General features: G+C 56.8%; 19 protein-coding genes. 12 read left to right on the forward strand and 7 right to left on the reverse strand.

Features of this window, described 5'->3' with window-relative positions:
* Positions 1 to 252: 252 nt before the first annotated feature.
* Positions 253 to 738, reverse strand: coding sequence for a dihydroneopterin aldolase family protein (locus SV253_05470; protein ID MDY6775512.1), 486 nt, complete (start codon positions 736 to 738; stop codon positions 253 to 255).
* 28 nt (positions 739 to 766) lie between these two features.
* A complete protein-coding gene (proS, locus tag SV253_05475; GenBank protein MDY6775513.1) occupies positions 767 to 2,215 on the reverse strand; it encodes a proline--tRNA ligase in 1,449 nt (482 codons plus the stop codon).
* Between the two features lie 144 nt (positions 2,216 to 2,359).
* Here proS and SV253_05480 point away from each other — a divergent pair, with 144 nt between their 5' ends.
* From SV253_05480 to SV253_05490, 3 genes are all read left to right on the forward strand, one after another.
* Positions 2,360 to 3,112, forward strand: coding sequence for an SAM-dependent methyltransferase (locus SV253_05480; GenBank protein MDY6775514.1), 753 nt, complete (start codon positions 2,360 to 2,362; stop codon positions 3,110 to 3,112).
* A gap of 123 nt (positions 3,113 to 3,235) precedes the next feature.
* Positions 3,236 to 4,114 (forward strand): mechanosensitive ion channel family protein, encoded by an 879-nt coding sequence (locus SV253_05485; GenBank protein MDY6775515.1) that lies wholly within the window; start codon positions 3,236 to 3,238, stop codon positions 4,112 to 4,114.
* A gap of 76 nt (positions 4,115 to 4,190) precedes the next feature.
* On the forward strand, positions 4,191 to 5,477 hold the full coding sequence (locus tag SV253_05490; GenBank protein ID MDY6775516.1) for a dihydroorotase: 1,287 nt from the start codon (positions 4,191 to 4,193) through the stop codon (positions 5,475 to 5,477).
* A 20-nt stretch (positions 5,478 to 5,497) separates the two neighbouring features.
* Here the strand turns inward: SV253_05490 and SV253_05495 are convergent, their stop codons facing one another.
* The 4 genes from SV253_05495 to SV253_05510 all read right to left on the reverse strand — a co-directional run bounded on the left by SV253_05495 (position 5,498) and on the right by SV253_05510 (position 9,631).
* Positions 5,498 to 6,823, reverse strand: a complete 1,326-nt coding sequence (locus SV253_05495; protein ID MDY6775517.1) for an HPP family protein — start codon at positions 6,821 to 6,823, stop codon at positions 5,498 to 5,500.
* A gap of 74 nt (positions 6,824 to 6,897) precedes the next feature.
* Positions 6,898 to 7,665: a tryptophan synthase subunit alpha gene (trpA, locus tag SV253_05500; GenBank protein ID MDY6775518.1), complete on the reverse strand. Its 768-nt coding sequence runs from the start codon at positions 7,663 to 7,665 to the stop codon at positions 6,898 to 6,900.
* Complete coding sequence (trpB, locus tag SV253_05505; GenBank protein ID MDY6775519.1) at positions 7,662 to 8,846, reverse strand: tryptophan synthase subunit beta; 1,185 nt, start codon at positions 8,844 to 8,846, stop codon at positions 7,662 to 7,664. The genes trpA and trpB overlap by 4 nt, the downstream gene beginning before the upstream one ends.
* 35 nt (positions 8,847 to 8,881) lie before the next feature.
* Entirely contained in the window at positions 8,882 to 9,631 is a 750-nt protein-coding gene (locus SV253_05510; GenBank protein MDY6775520.1) for an indole-3-glycerol-phosphate synthase, read from the reverse strand.
* Positions 9,632 to 9,754: 123 nt separating this feature from the next.
* Between SV253_05510 and SV253_05515 the strand changes: the two genes are divergently transcribed.
* The 3 genes from SV253_05515 to crcB (SV253_05525) are packed head-to-tail and all read left to right on the forward strand — an operon-like array spanning position 9,755 to position 11,795.
* Positions 9,755 to 11,065 carry an MBL fold metallo-hydrolase gene (locus SV253_05515; protein MDY6775521.1) on the forward strand — a complete coding sequence of 437 codons (1,311 nt, stop codon included), beginning with the start codon at positions 9,755 to 9,757 and terminating at the stop codon, positions 11,063 to 11,065.
* Positions 11,062 to 11,448 (forward strand): fluoride efflux transporter CrcB, encoded by a 387-nt coding sequence (gene crcB / locus SV253_05520; GenBank protein ID MDY6775522.1) that lies wholly within the window; start codon positions 11,062 to 11,064, stop codon positions 11,446 to 11,448. The genes SV253_05515 and crcB (SV253_05520) overlap by 4 nt, the downstream gene beginning before the upstream one ends.
* Positions 11,445 to 11,795 carry a fluoride efflux transporter CrcB gene (crcB, locus tag SV253_05525; GenBank protein ID MDY6775523.1) on the forward strand — a complete coding sequence of 117 codons (351 nt, stop codon included), beginning with the start codon at positions 11,445 to 11,447 and terminating at the stop codon, positions 11,793 to 11,795. Before crcB (SV253_05520) ends, crcB (SV253_05525) begins: the two co-directional genes overlap by 4 nt.
* On the opposite strand, the gene SV253_05530 is transcribed toward crcB (SV253_05525), so the two are convergent.
* Positions 11,796 to 13,088, reverse strand: coding sequence for a TIGR00341 family protein (locus SV253_05530; protein MDY6775524.1), 1,293 nt, complete (start codon positions 13,086 to 13,088; stop codon positions 11,796 to 11,798).
* 58 nt (positions 13,089 to 13,146) lie between these two features.
* Between SV253_05530 and engB the strand changes: the two genes are divergently transcribed.
* The 6 genes from engB to SV253_05560 all read left to right on the forward strand — a co-directional run bounded on the left by engB (position 13,147) and on the right by SV253_05560 (position 16,740).
* Positions 13,147 to 13,761 (forward strand): GTP-binding protein EngB, encoded by a 615-nt coding sequence (gene engB / locus SV253_05535; GenBank protein MDY6775525.1) that lies wholly within the window; start codon positions 13,147 to 13,149, stop codon positions 13,759 to 13,761.
* A gap of 5 nt (positions 13,762 to 13,766) precedes the next feature.
* Positions 13,767 to 14,021, forward strand: a complete 255-nt coding sequence (locus SV253_05540) for a hypothetical protein (protein MDY6775526.1) — start codon at positions 13,767 to 13,769, stop codon at positions 14,019 to 14,021.
* 11 nt (positions 14,022 to 14,032) lie between these two features.
* Positions 14,033 to 14,662, forward strand: a complete 630-nt coding sequence (locus tag SV253_05545; protein ID MDY6775527.1) for a LysE family transporter — start codon at positions 14,033 to 14,035, stop codon at positions 14,660 to 14,662.
* A 147-nt stretch (positions 14,663 to 14,809) separates the two neighbouring features.
* A complete protein-coding gene (locus SV253_05550; protein MDY6775528.1) occupies positions 14,810 to 15,574 on the forward strand; it encodes a hypothetical protein in 765 nt (254 codons plus the stop codon).
* Positions 15,575 to 15,600: 26 nt separating this feature from the next.
* On the forward strand, positions 15,601 to 16,416 hold the full coding sequence (locus tag SV253_05555; GenBank protein MDY6775529.1) for a bile acid:sodium symporter: 816 nt from the start codon (positions 15,601 to 15,603) through the stop codon (positions 16,414 to 16,416).
* Positions 16,417 to 16,515: 99 nt separating this feature from the next.
* Complete coding sequence (locus SV253_05560) at positions 16,516 to 16,740, forward strand: hypothetical protein (GenBank protein MDY6775530.1); 225 nt, start codon at positions 16,516 to 16,518, stop codon at positions 16,738 to 16,740.
* The last annotated feature ends 20 nt before the right edge of the window (positions 16,741 to 16,760 follow it).

Below are 16,760 nucleotides of genomic sequence, written 5' to 3' on the forward strand. Positions count from 1 at the left end.
ACAGAACCTCTGTGGGCTTCACGGCTTATAAGTTCGTGGTGGAAGCAGGAACCTCCTAGAGGCTTCGCAAATCAAAGATTTGCGAGCCATCAAGCTCTGCTTGATGACTTCCAGAGAAGACCGCTCTGAGGTGAGGCCCAAAGAAGACGGCATCATGGTCAAATCGCTCTGGAAGCCCCATCCTTAAACTCGCACATTAAGTGCGAGTGGAGGGTGGGGAGGAAGTCACAACTACTACCTGTCCCGCCCGCCTTAGTCTTGGCTCTCGTAGCTCTCTTCGTCTTCCTCTTCGTCTTCTTCGAGAACCTCGTCGACCCTCATCATGGGGTAGCCGTCCTCCTCACTCATGCTTGCCTCGACGACCACACCCTCCTTCTCGACTACGAGACTCACATCGACCATCTCTCCCTCTAGCTCGGAGTAGCCGAACCTGTTGGGCTCTATGCCCCTTATCTCTACGCCGACCTCCTCGACGTACCTCTGGTTCCCGACTGCTTCCTCTATCGCGGTTTCGAGTGACTCCGCCGATCCGTCCGAGATCGGCGTGCCCGTGAACTGGTGGTAGAGAGCGCCCAGCTTTATCCCCGCCTCGAAACACGCCTCACAGTCTTCTCTTCCGTCGACCTCGTCTGCGTCATGGCTTTCGTCTTCTACTTCGACCTCGTCTGCGTCTCCGTCTCCGTCCCGGCTTCGATCCTCTTCTCCGTCTTTGTCTCCCGTCTCAGTCTCGTCGTTCATACTCTCAGTCTAAGTCTAAGTCTAAGTCTCAGTACGTCTTCGCGAATATCACCGACTTCTCTCCCTCGCTGCCACATCCGAGACAGCTTCCGTCGGTCTCGTCCTCGGCTTGAGTGTCGATTCCCTCGATCACCTCGCCGAGCATGTCGCCGCCTATCTCGTCTTCCATCTCCTTCCCACAGTCCTCTTCTCCACACCACATCGCCTCGGCGAAGCCGTTGCCTATCACCGACCTCGCCTCGTCGTAGGTCTCACAGACCTCAGTCCTGCTTTCGAGCTCTCCCTGTGCCTTCTGTCCTATCTGTCTCGAAAGGTACTCTAGCTCGTCGTCTATCTCCTCACCTATCTGATCGAAGTCGGCGTCCGACTCCTCTCCGAGACGGTTGACGACGACCGCGGACCCTTCTTCGAGGTCACGTGGACCTATCTCTATACGTACGGGGGTTCCCTTTAGCTCCCATTTGTAGTACTTCGCTCCGGGGCTATCGTCGGAGTCGTCTATCTCGACACGCATACCGTAGTCGTCTTTGAGTTCATCGGCGACTTCCTCACATTTTTCGAGTATAGCCTCGTTCTCGTCGTCGTCTCCGAAGAGTATCGGGACGATCGCAACCTGTGTTGGAGCGACCTCACTCGGGAGGACGAGACCGTTGTCGTCGCCGTGTACCGACATCACTGACGCGATACATCTCTCGCTCACGCCGTACGATGTCTGGTAGACGTAGTCGTGTTCTCCCTCGGGCGTCTCAAAGTCGACGTCGAAGGGCTCCGAGAAGTTCTGTCCTAGGTTGTGCGCTGTACCTATCTGGAGTCCACGTCCGTCAGGCATCAGTGTATCGACGGCGTATGTGTACTCGGCACCCGGGAACTTGTCCCACTCGGGACGTTCACAGACGACGTGGGGAACCCCTAAGAAGTCGAAGAAGTCGCCGTAGATGTCGAGTGCGGTCTCGACCTGTTCCGCCGCCTCCTCGGGGTTTGCGTGTGCGGTATGTGCTTCCTTGAAGCTCGTTATCTCCCTCAGACGTATCAGAGGACGTGTGTGTTCGGTCTCCGACCTCCAGATGTTGGCGACCTGGTACACTTTGAGAGGCAGGTCGGTGTGTGAACGCACCCAGAGGTCGAACATCGTGTACATCGGCGTCTCACTCGTCGGACGGAGAGCCATACGTTCGTCGAGCTCCTTGTCGCCCCCCTGTGTGACCCAGAACACCTCCTCCTCGAACCCGGCTATGTGTTCGCTCTCCTTCGCGAGTATTCCCTCAGGTATGAGGACGGGAAAGCTCGCCTCCCTGTGTCCCGTGTCGTCGTGAAGCTCCTTGAGGCGGTCGTAGACGAGGTTCCTGAGTTCGTACCCGAACGGGAACCAGACATAGACCCCCTTCGCGGGATACCTCACGTCCATTATCTCTGCCTCAAACAGAAGCTCGTTATACCAGTCGCTGAAATCGTCCTTAGGAGGAAGTTCCTCGGGCATGCCGACGAATTGCTCTCGGCGAGTCTTAATACTGTCGCTGTCTCTGTCTCCTCCTCTGTCTCCGTCTGTCGGTACAGTCTTCACCACGTCGCACGCCCCAAGCAGTACCCTCTTTAGAGCCGCCGACCTATCTCGTGTAAGAGAATGCCGAAGGACAAGTACTACAACAAGGCGAAACAGGAGGGATACAGGGCGAGGTCGGCGTACAAGCTCATACAGATGGACGACGAGAGGAACCTGCTTTCGCCCTCCGACACCGTCGTTGACCTCGGTGCCGCACCTGGGGGATGGCTCCAGGTCGAGGCGGAGAGAGCCGGTGAGGTGGTCGGTGTCGACCTCCAGTCGATAGATCCCATCGACGAAGACGGCGTCGAGACGGTACGCGGAGACATGACCGAGGAGAGAACACTTGACGAGATCCGTGAGATTACGGGAGGAGAAGTCGACGTCGTGACCTCCGACGCGTCTCCTAACCTCACCGGCGACTGGAACATCGACCACTCACGGTCTGTACATCTCGCCCGTTCGGCACTTGAGACCGCCGAGGATCTTCTGAGACCCGGCGGAAGCTTCGTCGTCAAGGTCTTCCAGGGTGACATGATAGACGACTTCCGATCCGACGTCGAGTCGAGCTTCGACTACGTCTCGACAGCCTCTCCCGATGCCTCACGTGACGAGAGCTCGGAGGTCTATGTCATAGGGAAGGAGTACATAGACGCTCCTGTCGAGGAGGGTGAGGAGTTAGAAGTCGACATAATCAGCGAGGGTGACGAGGGTGACGGAATCGCTAAGATAGACGGCTACACACTCATAGTAAAGGGCGGAGACGAGGGCGAGACTACGGAGGTTCGGGTCACCGACCTCAAGTCGGGCTACGGCTTCGCCGAGAAGGTTTAGACTTAAGTATAAGTGAATTCGCCGTCTTTTGTCTGTATGGATCTCTCGTTACCCCCTCCGAATCGCGCCGCGAGCTGGCTTCTTCAGACAGGTACGGGTACAGGTACCGACACTAACACTGACATGCCCATACAGACAGGTGATCCACCAGTCGAACTCCCGTTTCTCGGGGGAGTTCCCTACGGCGGTGTCATAACCCAGCTCATACTCTTCGTTGTCGGCTTCGTCGCCGTCTACCTAATCGGAAAGACAGTCGTCGTACCTCTCTTCCGACGTACTCTCTCAGCGAGGAAGATGGACGAACACGCCCGCAAGCCTCTCATCAAGATACTCAACATAGCTATAGTATTTGTCGCCTTCGGTGTGGCTTTCGGAACCGCGGGATTCGGGAGCTTCCTCAGTTCTCTCGCGACGATAGGTGCTGCGGCGACACTCGCTATCGGCTTCGCGACACAGGACGTGATGAAAAACTTCGTCTCAGGTATATTCGTCTTCATAGAGAAGCCGTTCAAGATAGGTGACTGGATCGAGTGGGACGGCTACTCGGGCGTAGTTGAGGACATAAGCCTCCGCGTGACACGTGTCAGGACATTCGACAACGAGCTACTCACAGTCCCCAACTCACAGCTCACCGGCGGAGTCGTCAAGAACCCCGTGGCGAAAGACAGGCTACGTCTCAAGTTCGTCTTCGGTATAGGCTACGACGACGACATAGACCAGGCGACTGACATAATAATCGAGGAAGCCGAGAAAGACGACGGCATAATGGACTCGCCCTCGCCGTCGGTACGTGTCTCCGAACTCGCCGACTCTTATGTGGGTCTCCAGTCGAGGATCTGGATAAACGACCCCGGACGCTCCGATTACGTCAAGACACGTTCGGAGTACGTACAGAGGGTAAAAGAGAGGTTCGACGAGGAGGGCATAGAGATGCCGTTCCCGAAGAGAGATCTCGGGGGCTCCGTCGAGGTCACCGGGGACCTAGGAGTCGGAGACGAGTAGAAGCAGAGACCTCGGATAGAACCCGAACCGAGCCGAAACCCGCGTTTTCTTCTATACGTGTCCCCAAAACCGTCTAATGAGTCTCAGGATCAGTAACGGACGCGTCTTTTACGACGGCAGTCTCAGAGACGTCGACATTCTCGTAGACGACGGCGAGATTGCCCAAATCGACACAGACGTAGAAGCCGACGACGAGATAGACGCCGACGGGGGTCTCGTTCTCCCGGGTGCTATAGACGTCCACGTCCATTTCAGGGAGCCCGGAGCGACACACAAGGAGGACTGGCACACAGGATCGAGGTCGGCGGCGGCAGGCGGCGTCACGACTGTAGTCGACCAGCCCAACACCTCTCCGCCGACGGTCGACGCCGACGCCTTCGAACAGAAGAGACGTCTCGCGGACGAGAAGTCAGTGATAGACTTCGGCATAAACGCGGGGGTCACGACCGACTGGAAGCCCAATGAGCTTCTCGACCTCCCCGTCACGGCTTTCGGCGAGATATTCATGGCTGACTCGACCGGAAAGCTCGGCATACCACGTGACCTCTTCGCTGAGGCAGTCGGGATCATATCCGAGGATCGAAAGCTCTCGACTATACACGCCGAGGACTCGTCTCTCTTCGTCGAAATAGACGACTACGACGAGGACAACCCAGACGCTTGGTCTGTCCACCGTCCTCCCGAGGCGGAGGTCTCCGCAGTCGAGGACGCCCTCGGAATCGCCGACGGGATCGAAGACGCGCGTCTCCATTTCGCCCATACGTCACACCCCGACTCGGTCGAAGCCGTCTCGTCGACCTCTCACACGTGCGAGGTCACACCTCACCATCTCTTCCTCTCGCGCGACGACCTTGACCAACTCGGTACATTCGGCAGGATGAACCCGCCCCTTCGCACCGAGGAGGCGAGACAGACTCTCTGGGATATGACCGACACCTTCGATCTGATCGCGAGCGACCACGCTCCCCACACAGTAGACGAGAAGAATGCTCCTATAACTCAGGCACCCTCGGGAGTACCCGGTGTCGAGACTCTACTCCCGCTTGTTCTCGGAGCCGTCGTCGAGGACAAACTCAGTCTTTCGAGAGCCGTCGAGCTAACCTCGACGAACCCCGCTGAAGTCTTCGGATTCGACTCGAAGGGCGGTATAGAGGTCGGAAACGACGCTGACCTCGTGGTTACAGATATGGAGACTGAGGAGATAAGAGCCGAGAAGCTACACTCGAAGGCAGGCTGGACACCTTTCGAGTCCTTCGATGCCGTCTTTCCTGACCTAGTTCTCTGCCGAGGCGAGGTCGTCTACGACGCCGATAACGGGAGCTTCGGCGAGGCGGGACACGGAGAACTAGTCTTTCCGGAGTAGTTGGTATAGTAGATAGTATATCACCTCGAAGCCGACTCACTGTGGACGATTACGACGGGTATGTCGACCTTGTTTATGACCTGTTCGACCATCGGGGGCGAGAAGATCCTCGAAGCCACGGGTCTGTCGGTCGACGCGCCGAGCAACATAAGGTCGTACTCCCTGCATGCCTTCGATATGAACTCCTCTCGTGAGATGTTAGACGCGTTCGTGACACGTGTCTCGAACCTTCCGGAGAAGCCGTCGACGAGGTCGAAGAGACCTTTCTCGGCAGTCCTTCTCCCGCTCTCGTTCGATATGATCTTCGAGACACTTATCGCGCCCTTTCCGACGAGACGTGACGCGAAATCGACCATGAGACGTGAGATCTCATCGTCCCCCTTGACGGGAACGAGTATGTCGTGCCACGGACCCGAGTCGCTTTTCTCCTCGGACGGCGACGGACGGAAGACGACTACGTCCCTGTCACCTCCAAAGAGACGCGTGATATAGTCGGAGAGGCTTGAGTCGCCTTCCCACGGCACCGCTATGAGGTCACACGAGTACCTCTCGGCGGCGTCTAAGACTGCGCGCGCGTCGTCGAGCTCTGCTTCGAGTATAGAGACCTTGACGTTGACGTCGTACCCCTCTCTGATCTCGTTTGCGAGATCCTCTAACTTCCTCGCGTTCTCTATGACATTTTCGTCCTCGGTGACGTTGAGGAGGACTACCCGTCCCGCCTCGTGTGCCCCCGCTATCTGTGCGGCGAAGTCGGTTATACCCGTGTCCTCTCTGTGGCGTATAGGCACGAGGACACGGTCGTCACTCCAAGTGTGTTCGTAGAGGTACTCCGACCTCACGTCGTAGAAACGCGTCTTCCAGACGTAGAATACGCTTCCGACAACCAACGTAGCACCGAAGACTGAGATGACATACAGGTAAGAGTCGGTCTTCAGAATAACCGCAAGGAGTGTCGCTGAGAAAGCACTCGGATGTTCGAATCCCCCGAACCAGGTTACTACACCCGTGACGAAGAGAGCAATTCCTGCCGCGACACCGCCGTAGCCGAAGATGGTGAAAGAAGCCCAGCCTATGAAAGCACCCAGCGTAAGTCCTCCTATCAGGCTCCTCGTGTTCGAGTAGTCGCCGTCAGGTTCGGAGAAGAGTGTGTATGTCGCTGACGCGAGCGGTGGAAAGAGGAAGTAACTGATCTGACTCATCACCCCTATCTCTATTATGAGGACGAGAAGTGCGGGCACGAAGACGAGGACGGAGATATGAACGAGGTTCGAGGTGTTAGAGAGCCATCTTCTCCATCCGACCCTCGACCCTTGGAGAAGAGGGGCGAGATACGACTGAGGCTTCATGCTAATGTTTTACATACATTACCAATCCCCCTTAACTTCAAGCTTTCTTATCTCAAGGATCGAATGTGAGGATATTATCTTTCCTCGCCTGAGACTGCACCTCTCTTTAACTCGCGCGTCTTCTCTTCGACAGCCTCGGCGTACTCCTCGTTCTCCGCAGCAGTCTCGACAAAGACGCTCCCTGCGACAACTCCGTCGGCACCTCCCTCGATTATCGACCGAGCGTGTTCCTCCTTCGAGACGCCGAATCCGACAGCCTTTGGGACGTCGTAGCCTTCGAGTCTTTCGAGGACGTCGTATGTCGTCCCCGAGACGTCTTCGCGCGCCCCCGTCGTGCCGAGACGTGCCTGTACGTAGACGAAGCCCGAGACACGTTCCATGATACCTTCTATTCTCTCGTCGTCTGTCGTCGGAGCGATTATGAAGATAAGGTCAACATCGTTCTTTCGGCACGCCTCGTAGAGCTCGTCCGACTCCTCGACCGGCAGATCGGGGACGATTATACCTTCTATTCCGACTTCGGCACAGTCCTCGACGAACTCCTCGACCCCTCTGTGGAATATGATGTTGTAGTAGGTCATTACGACGAGTGGAACCTCGACCTCCGCCTCGCTGACCTTCTCGAAGAAGACATCGGGTGTCATTCCGTTTTCGAGTGCGCGCGCTATCGCCTCCTGTATAGTCGGACCGTCTGCGACGGGCTCGCTGAAAGGGAGTCCGACCTCTATCACGTCCGCGCCTCCGTCTTCGAGTGCCTCTATTATCTCGGGAACCGACTCGACCGAAGGGTCGCCCGCAGTAAAGTAGGGTATCAGAGCGGGCTCGTCGGGGAACTCGATCATACCTCCACCCCCGACTTCTCCATGACTGTGTCGAGATCCTTGTCCCCTCTCCCCGAGAGGTTGACGACGACGAAGTCCCCGAGGTCTTCCTTTTCGAGTAGAGCGACCGCGTGGCTCGATTCGAGAGCGGGGATTATCCCCTCAGTCTCACTCACGAGATGGAATGCTTCGAGTGCCTCGTCGTCGTCGGCTGTCCTCGGCTCGACCCTGCCCGAGTCAACGAGGTAGGCGAGTTCGGGTCCGACGCCCGAGTAGTCGAGACCCGCGCTCAGAGAGTGGCTTTCGAGTATCTGTCCGTCTTCGTCTTCGAGAATCTTAGTACGCGCGCCGTGGAGGACGCCCTCCTCACCTATGTTGAGCGAAGCCGAGTTGGGTGCCCTCTCCTCGTTGACTTCGAGTGAAGAACCCCCCGCCTCTACGGCGTAGAGGTCGACCTCCTCGTCGTCTATGAAGTCGTAGAAAGCCCCCATCGTGTTCGACCCGCCACCCGCACAAGCGACGACCGAGTCGGGGAGACGACCCTCCTTCTCTACCGACTGTTGACGTATCTCTCTGCCTATCACGCTCTGGAAGTCACGTACCATCGCGGGGAAGGGATGGGGACCCACTATCGATCCTATGACGTAATGTGTGTCCTCGACGTTCGTAGCCCAGTCACGCAGCGTCTCGTTTATGGCGTCCTTGAGAGTACCCGTCCCTGTCTCGACGGGGTTGACCTCCGCCCCCATCAGACGCATACGGAAGACGTTGGGCTTCTGTCTCTCTATGTCCTTCGCTCCCATGTATATCTCACAGTCGATTCCGAGTGCCGCCGCAGCCATCGCTGTCGCAGTCCCGTGCTGTCCCGCCCCTGTCTCGGCGATTATCCTGTCCTTCCCCATCCTCTTCGCTAAGAGTGCCTGACCAAGAGCGTTGTTGAGCTTGTGCGCGCCTCCGTGGAGTAGATCCTCGCGCTTGAGGTAGACCTTCGAACCCACGCGTTCGCTGAGCTCGGGAGCGTGGTAGAGGGGCGTCGGACGTCCCCCGTAGTCTCTGAGCTTCGCGTTGAGGTCGTCGAGAAAGTCGTCGTCACTCAGATACTCGTCGTAAGCCTCCTCAAGCTCCTCTATCGCGGGCATCAGAACCTCGGGAACGTACTGACCTCCGTAATCCCCGAACTTGCCCTCTGAGTTAGCAGTCATGTTCTTTCTTGTTCATCTATGTACTCATCTGTACATTAAGCTTGTGTTTCGCGCGCCCCCACGAGCCTCCGTGTCGTCGCGCTCACGTCGTCGTCCTGCATTATAGCCGTTCCGACGAGGAGAGCGTCAGCACCTGCCTCGACCATCCTCTCGACGTCTTCGCGCGTCTCTATTCCGCTCTCGGCGATACCTATTCTGTCGTCAGGCACCTCGGGTAGAAGATCCTCCGAGACTGAGAGGTCGACCTCCAACTGCTTGAGGTCACGGCTGTTGACCCCTATCAGACCTGCGTCTGTATCGAGCGCGCGTTCGAGCTCTTCGTGTGTGTGTACCTCGACTAAGGGCTGTAGACCCAGACTTAGAGCCTCGTCGACGAGTTCGCCGAGTTCGTCGTCGAGGAACGCGGCTATCAGGAGTACCATGTCGGTCTCGACCTCGTATAGCTGAGAAGAGTCGAGTATGAAGTCTTTCCGGAGTACGGGCACCTCGACGGCGTCCCTCACGCGTCTCAGATTTTCGAGACTCCCCCCGAAATGTTCGGGCTCCGTGAGTACTGAGAGAGCCGAAGCACCGCCCTCGACCATCTCCCTCGCCGCCTCGACGGGGTCTGTCTCTTTCACTCCCTGAGTCGTCGGGGAAGTCGGCTTGACCTCCGCTATCAGTGGTGTTCTGTTGTCGTCGTTCGCGTCTTCGACTGCGTCCTCGAAGCTTCTCGGTTCGACCTCATCTATCCTTCTCTCGGCTTCTTTCGCTCGTTTTCTCGCGTCTTCGAGTATATCCCTCACGTCGGGATGTATCTCGCCGTCTTCGTCGTTCACAGTCATCTTCTTGTCCTAACTACTACACGCGGCTACTACTACCTACCGGCAGAACGCAAGTAATTAAGACTCCGCCTCTCTACCACCGCCATGAGACTAAGCTGTCTCGGGGGTGCCCGCGAGGTCGGCAGGAGTGCGTTCCTTATCGACGACCTCCTCGTTGACTACGGAATGAAGACGGGCAACCCTCCCGAGTTCCCTCTTTCACGTGCCGACCCCGAAGAGGTCGTTATATCACACGGACATCTCGACCACGTCGGCGCGCTCCCGACCCTGATGCACGACTACCCATCCGTCCACCAGACACCTCCGACACGTAACCTCTCGGAGCTACTCGCCAACGACACTCTCAAGATTGCCCAGAGATCCGGGTCGTACAGAGCACCTTTCTCACGCGAGGACGTCTCACGTCTCTCGGAGGTCTCACGTCTCCACGGTTACGGAGACCGAGAGGGGTTCGAGGCGGCGGGCTTCGACTGTGACTTCCACCACGCTGGACATATACCCGGGAGTGCCTCGGTCAGGATCGACGACGGCGAGACGAGACTCCTCTACACCGGAGACATAAACACGACACAGACACGTCTCTTAGAAGCCGCTTCGCCGCCGCCTCCTGCAGACGCCCTAATGATCGAGAGCACCTACTTTAACTACGAACACGAAGACCGCGAGAAGGTTGAGGAAGAGTTCGTGAGGTCGGTGAGGGAGACCCTCCACCAGGGCGGCGACGTACTGATACCCGTCTTCGCGATAGGACGCACTCAGGAGATTCTGATGGTGCTCGCCGAAAACGACATACCGTGTTATGTCGACGGAATGGGCTGTGACGTCACGACTATACTCCGCGAACATCCCGACTACGTCCGTGATCCCGAGGCTCTCAAGAGAGCGTGGAACCACGCGAGAAAGGTCGACCCATCGAAGAGAGACCGAGTTCTCGGAAACGGTGCAGCAGTCGTCACCACGAGCGGTATGCTCACGGGCGGACCCGCTATGTACTACATAAAAGGTCTCTTCGACAACCCCGCGAACAAGATCTGTCTTACGGGCTACCAGGTCGAGGGAACCCCCGGCAGGCGTGCACTCGATTCGAGCCGCGCTGAGATCGACGGCAAGATACTCCCGATTTCGGCACAGGTCGAGCTACACGACTTCTCCGCCCACGCCGATGGCGACGGTACGAAATCTTCCGATTTCGTTAGCCAACGAGAGCAAAGCTCTCGTGACGGTCTCAAGTCATACGTCGAGAAGGCAGTCGAGAACGGGGTCGAGGAGGTTCTGTGTGTCCACGGCGACGAAGACGACTGTGTCGCCTTCGCTGAATGGGTCCGCGAGGATATCGGGGTCGAGGCGCACGCGCCGAAGCTCGGTGAAAAGGTCGAGATAGGTAAAATACGATGACAGGAGAGGGGCATTCGTACCTTAAAGCCGTCGTACTCGTAGGAGTAGGCGGATTCGCCGGTGCGGGTCTACGTTATGCCGTCTCGGCTTCTCTCGCATCGCCTCTCGGCACTCTCGCGGTCAACGTCGTTGGGAGCTTCCTCCTCGGCGTCGTGATGTATGAGTCTATCCACATAGGCTTCGTATCGAGGGAGTCACGTTACGTCGTCTCGACGGGATTTCTGTCGTCTCTCACGACTTACAGCACCTTTGGAGTTGAGACGTTTACACAGCCTACCGTCACGTATACAGTCGCCAATTTCGGAGCCAACTACGTCCTCGGTCTCACTGCGGTGTATCTCGGACGCGAACTAATCCTGAGAACAACGAGGTGTGATCGATGAGTTCTGTCCAGACCGCCTTACTCGTCGGCATCGGCGGTGCTATGGGGGCAGCCGCACGGTACTCGGTCTCGAGAGTAGTAAGCATGAGAGAGTTCCCTCTTTCGACCTTGGTCGTTAACGCCGTCGGGAGCTTCGTACTCGCACTCGTGACCTTCTCCGACGCCGGAAGCCAGCTAACACTTCTCGTCGGCACGGGAGCGTGTGGCTCCTTCACTACTTTCTCGTCGTTCTCGTTCGAGACCTTCCGTCTCTGGGAGACGGGCGAGAAACCACGGTCGGCTCTCAACGCCGCCGCCAATCTCGTTCTGTCGCTCACGGCTGTCTGGCTCGGATCTATATTAGTATAGTTATACCGCCGACTCGGTGTCCTCGTGTATAACTACGAGACGTATGTCGTTTCCGCCGATCCTCTCGGTGAGCCGACTTTTCATCTCCTCGGCTATACCCCTGTTGCCGTCGGCGACCCTCACAACGATCTCCTCGGGATCTCTGTAGACGACACCCGAACTGTAAGACACCTCGACAGACAGAACCTCGACATCCATCTCGTCGCCTATCATTCTCACAGTCTCCTCAATCTCGGCGTTCTGTCTCTCTTTCCCAGTCGTCGCCCCGAGAACCGACGACATAATTAGAACGACGATGAGGAGAACTCCCATCCGTCTCAGTGTCGTGCTCTTCGCCTTCTCCTCCTCGAACCAGTACTTCGGACGGTAGCCCTCCGCCCAGAAGGTCGCGAGGCTTGCGAGGTTTATAGAGAGGACGTTGACGAGTACGAGTAACCCCGCGCTCACAGCCATCGGGTAGTCGAAGTAGGCTATTCCGAGTCCGACGGTCGCGGCGGGAGGAATGAGTGCGGCGGCTATCATGACCCCCACGAGTGCCGTACTCATACCCGATGTGAGTGAGAGCGCGCCCGCTATTCCCGAACCCAGCGCGACCGTGAGCGAGAGTATCCCCGGGTTGACCCTCTCGTTGACCTGTCTCAGGAGACGCAGGTCGATATGTGGAACTGCGACGAAACGCGCGAAAGCCGCGAAGACTGCCGCACTCGCTACTGCGACCACGACACCGACCAACTGGAGCTTGACGCCGTCGTAGAAGAGTTCGTCGTCCCTCACGACAGTGCCGACGCTAGAGGCTATCGGAGGTCCTATCAGGGGGGCTATAACCATGCTTCCCACGACGACCGCGGCGGAGTCTGTCAGAAGACCCGCAGTCGCGACGACTGAGCTAAGTAATGTGAAGAGGACATAATGTGACTTACTCCGTGTCATCTCCCGCGCCGTTGAGATCATCTCCTCGCGCGATATACGGCTGTCAGTCGCGTTTTCATCCTCCCCCTCCTCAGACTCAGACCCGTCTTCTTCCTCTTCCTCTTCTCTCTTCTCCTCTAGCTTCCGCGACACGACTGTCTCGGTGTCTGTGACTACAGTGTAGCCCTCTCTCTCGACCCCCGCCTCTCTGAGACGTTCGAGGGCGTCTTCGACACCGTCTTCCTCGACGGGGAAGCTCACGACGTTCGAGTACTCCCTGCCTGAAGTCTCGTCAGTGACTGTGTACTCGAAGTCGGCTTCCTCCAACGTCTCGACGACTGCATCTATCTTCCCTTCCGGAACCGCGACCTGTATTAGCCGCACAGTCTGTCTTCGACTGCGTCTCTTAAAAGCTTTTGAGCGTCTGCGACATAGACACAGTATGTTCGAAGGACCGGATGTCGACTCCGAGGTCGTCCTCGTCGGGAGGTCGAACGTCGGCAAGACGACACTTATGCGTGAGATCACGGGGAAGCAGTACGACACGGGACGACGCCCCGGGGTGACTCTCGAGCCCAACTCGTACGACTGGTCGGCGGAGTCGTTCGCTGTCACCGACCTCCCCGGATTCGGATTCATGAACGGAGTCGAGGAGTCGCGACGCGAGAAGATAAAAGACGGCGTCGTCGAGTACGTCGAGTCGAACTCCGACAGGATACTCGTCGCGGTCGAGGTCGTAGACGGCAACTCTTTCGTCGAGATAGTCGACAGATGGACAGAGAGAGGAGAGGTTCCCCACGATGTCGACATGTTCCGGTTCCTCGCCGACCTCGAAATTCCGACGGTCGTTGCGGTCAACAAGACAGACAAGATCGACGACCGTGACTCCGAACTCGACGAGATAGGCGAACGTCTGGGTCTCCTGCCGCCGTGGGATCAGTGGGACGACACAATCGCACCCATCTCGGCGAAGAGAGGCAACATAGAGGCTCTCAACTCGGCGGTCGGCGAGAAGCTCAGACACCAGAACAGACACGACCTCCTCAAGTTCTTCTGATAGGTATGATTAAGCTCGGAGTCCTCCTCTTCGTCGTCGGCTTCGTCGTACTCGGGGTCGGCATGAACCCCGGTCTCTGGCAGTGCGCCGACACAGGTGGGATCACAGATATGACTCCGACAGACGCCTCGCCTCTTCCCGATGGTGTCTGTGTTCCCATCTCAGACGATGCATCGATGGTACTCGGATTAGTCGTCGGCTTTAGCTTTATACTCGTGGGGACTGTCATGGTCTTCGAGAGTTACAGGTCACACGTCTGACATCTACGCCCATGCTTTCCACCATAGCCGGATCTCTTGTGTCTGGCGTATTACTCGGACTCTCTCTCGCCGCGCCTCCCGGACCTATGAACGCCGTCATAGCCGAGGAGACCGCCCTCGGATCGCTGAGAGACGGCTTCAGGGCGGGACTCGGAGCACTCACCGCCGACACTGTCTTCTGTGTCCTCTCGGTCGCGGGTTTGCTCGCAGTCGTAGGGTCACGCACCAGAACCCTACTCTATGCACTCGGAGGTCTTCTGATGCTCTACTTCGGATACTCGGCTGTGTCTGACATACGTTCGGGCGACACGTTCGGATTTCGCGCTGACGCCGATACCCACGCCGAGGACGGGGGAAGAAGAGGCTTCACGAAGGCTTTCGTCCTCGCACTCACCAACCCGTACCAGATAGCCTGGTGGCTCACAGCCGGTGTCACACTCGTAGAGTCGAGACCCGTCGCACTTGTCGGCTTCTTTGTCGGAATCCTCGTCTGGATTACAGTCTTCCCCACGGGTCTCAGCCTCGGATCTGAGAGATTCGACGGAGGCTTCGCGAGAGGCGTCACCTACCTCAGTGGTGGGATTCTCACCGCGTTCGGCGTCTTCTTCATTTACACCGCGGCTTCAAGATCTGTCTTCTGACTAGTTATTTCCGGTTCCCACCTACCGAGAACCCCTTACAACCTCCATTTGGGGGTTCCTAAAGTCGAAATCTATTGGTAGACGGGAATCGCTCGGAAATGACCTTATACCACCACCTCTACAGTGGTTGGTTCTAACAATCAGGATATGGCTCCAGAAGATGATACAGATGATGAAAAATCCTCCATCGTTGATAATGATAAGTCGGCTGCAGTAGCGGGGTTGACAGAGACGGATTTGGAGGACAGTATTCCCCCAGAAACAGTAGCTAGTATGCACAAAGCAACAAAGGCCGTTAGACAGGCTCGTGAAACGGTTCAAGACTCCGTAGATTGGGCGAGTCTGTACGATGCAATTGAGAGTTACTTCGAAAATGTATCACAGGTTATTGCAAGCGATATTGATGGACTTGAACAACCAGAGGACTATGACCCAGATGAATTGACTATATCGCCTTTTTCAGAACAACTGGCAAAGGACTCGACCGATAGGCTGATTGATGAACTGGAATCTGGCGGCTATAGCGACTTAGATGCATATCTTGACCGGCTTCGATATGGCCGTAACCATATTTCAAATGACGAATACGGCGCGGCTGCTTTCTACTTCATTAGCGTCCAAGACGGCATAATGTCGATGCTCTGTGACCACTTTGGAGATTCTACTAACTCAGAGGGTTACTATGGACGGTCAGACAAGGTAGATGCGTTTGCGAGAGCATACAATAATTCAGGATATCACGGAGTAGAAACAGGTGACGTTATTCCACCCTACGAAGACTTCTACGAGCACAGAAATGCCATCGTTCACGGCTCTCCAACTTTAGCGTATCTTGACCGAGATATCGCACTTCTCTCGATGCTGTTCTTAATGCTGACTTTGGATGCGGCCGTCTCCGAAATGTCTCAGTAGCGTTCTAATACGAACGAGAGCTCAAACTGAACGTAGCGGAGTGGCTTACAAGCTTGCTTTTAATCGTGTTCAACTTCGTCTTCGTACCGCTTCTCGCGGTCGGTCTCTCTCAGACCTTCTTCGGGGGATCTGCCGCCTACGCTGTCGGACTCTACTTCATCGCCCTCATACCCACTTCGGGAATGACCGCGGCGTGGACGGGATTAGCCGGAGGCGACCTCGAAGCCTCACTCGTCGCAGTCGCAGTCAACCTGATAGCCGCGGTTCTGTTACTCCCGACATACCTCTCGTTCCTCGTACAGGGCGCAGTCGACTTCGACCCTGCGTCACTCTACCGTCAGCTCGCAGTCGTCGTCGTGGTTCCGATGGCTCTCGGAACAGCCATACGCCATCTCCTTCTCCGAAGGTACGGCTCCGACGGCTTCAAGACGATAAAGCCGCGTCTCGGCGGTCTGAGCTCTCTGGGTGTCATGCTGATAGTCTTCATAGCTATGTCGATGCGGTCAAAGAGCATACTCGCAGACCCCGTCGCCTCGGGAGCAACTGTCGTCCCTCTCGTTATATTCTACGCCGTCATACTCGGAGTGGGTTCAGTCGTCGGAAGAGCCATCCTCGAAACCGAACAGTCGGTCGCCTTCGTCTACGCCACCAGCATGCGCAACCTGTCGATAGCCGTCGGAATCGTGGCTGCGTCCGACTTCCTTCCCTCGGAGGCGGTACTTCCGATAGCCCTCGCTTACATACTCCAGACACCCATCGGTGCCCTCTATATGCATTACAGACGTGACGTCGTCGCTGAGGGAATGAGCATACGCGAAGCCGTCGGAGATATCGGCGTCTGAAACCTCACAATTATTGTGCGTTTCTCCCCGGGAAGCTTCAACATACCAATACTTGGCTCATAAGAAGCCATTAACTTACTACGGTACTACACTAGTAGTATGTCAAAGGTAGAAACCAGAAACACGAACCTCAGCCTGCTGACCTTGGGAGTCGTCGTCACACTGATGGGTGCCGTCGGATCGGTCTGGAGCTTCTACGAGGGCGACCCCGCGATGGGAGGCGGTCTCCTCCTCTTCGTCGTGAGCGGTCTCCTCTACATAGGAATAAGCAGATCGTCGGCGTCGGGGTCGCAGTCGGAGACTCCAGACGGACGCCCCAACTAAAACTGAACAGCTAAGCTTTT

Source organism: Candidatus Afararchaeum irisae (genome assembly GCA_034190545.1).
Lineage (GTDB): Archaea > Halobacteriota > Halobacteria > Halobacteriales > Afararchaeaceae > Afararchaeum > Afararchaeum irisae.

Coding starts and splice junctions, on each gene's coding strand:
- SV253_05560 (MDY6775530.1), top strand. CDS start 16,516: ATGTCAAAGGTAGAAACCAGAAACACGAACCTCAGCCTGCTGACCTTG.
- proS (MDY6775513.1), bottom strand. CDS start 2,215: ATGCCCGAGGAACTTCCTCCTAAGGACGATTTCAGCGACTGGTATAAC.
- SV253_05490 (MDY6775516.1), top strand. CDS start 4,191: ATGAGTCTCAGGATCAGTAACGGACGCGTCTTTTACGACGGCAGTCTC.
- SV253_05495 (MDY6775517.1), bottom strand. CDS start 6,823: ATGAAGCCTCAGTCGTATCTCGCCCCTCTTCTCCAAGGGTCGAGGGTC.
- SV253_05480 (MDY6775514.1), top strand. CDS start 2,360: ATGCCGAAGGACAAGTACTACAACAAGGCGAAACAGGAGGGATACAGG.
- trpA (MDY6775518.1), bottom strand. CDS start 7,665: ATGATCGAGTTCCCCGACGAGCCCGCTCTGATACCCTACTTTACTGCG.
- engB (MDY6775525.1), top strand. CDS start 13,147: ATGTTCGAAGGACCGGATGTCGACTCCGAGGTCGTCCTCGTCGGGAGG.
- SV253_05550 (MDY6775528.1), top strand. CDS start 14,810: ATGGCTCCAGAAGATGATACAGATGATGAAAAATCCTCCATCGTTGAT.
- SV253_05540 (MDY6775526.1), top strand. CDS start 13,767: ATGATTAAGCTCGGAGTCCTCCTCTTCGTCGTCGGCTTCGTCGTACTC.
- SV253_05485 (MDY6775515.1), top strand. CDS start 3,236: ATGCCCATACAGACAGGTGATCCACCAGTCGAACTCCCGTTTCTCGGG.
- SV253_05470 (MDY6775512.1), bottom strand. CDS start 738: ATGAACGACGAGACTGAGACGGGAGACAAAGACGGAGAAGAGGATCGA.
- trpB (MDY6775519.1), bottom strand. CDS start 8,846: ATGACTGCTAACTCAGAGGGCAAGTTCGGGGATTACGGAGGTCAGTAC.
- crcB (MDY6775523.1), top strand. CDS start 11,445: ATGAGTTCTGTCCAGACCGCCTTACTCGTCGGCATCGGCGGTGCTATG.
- SV253_05545 (MDY6775527.1), top strand. CDS start 14,033: ATGCTTTCCACCATAGCCGGATCTCTTGTGTCTGGCGTATTACTCGGA.
- SV253_05515 (MDY6775521.1), top strand. CDS start 9,755: ATGAGACTAAGCTGTCTCGGGGGTGCCCGCGAGGTCGGCAGGAGTGCG.
- crcB (MDY6775522.1), top strand. CDS start 11,062: ATGACAGGAGAGGGGCATTCGTACCTTAAAGCCGTCGTACTCGTAGGA.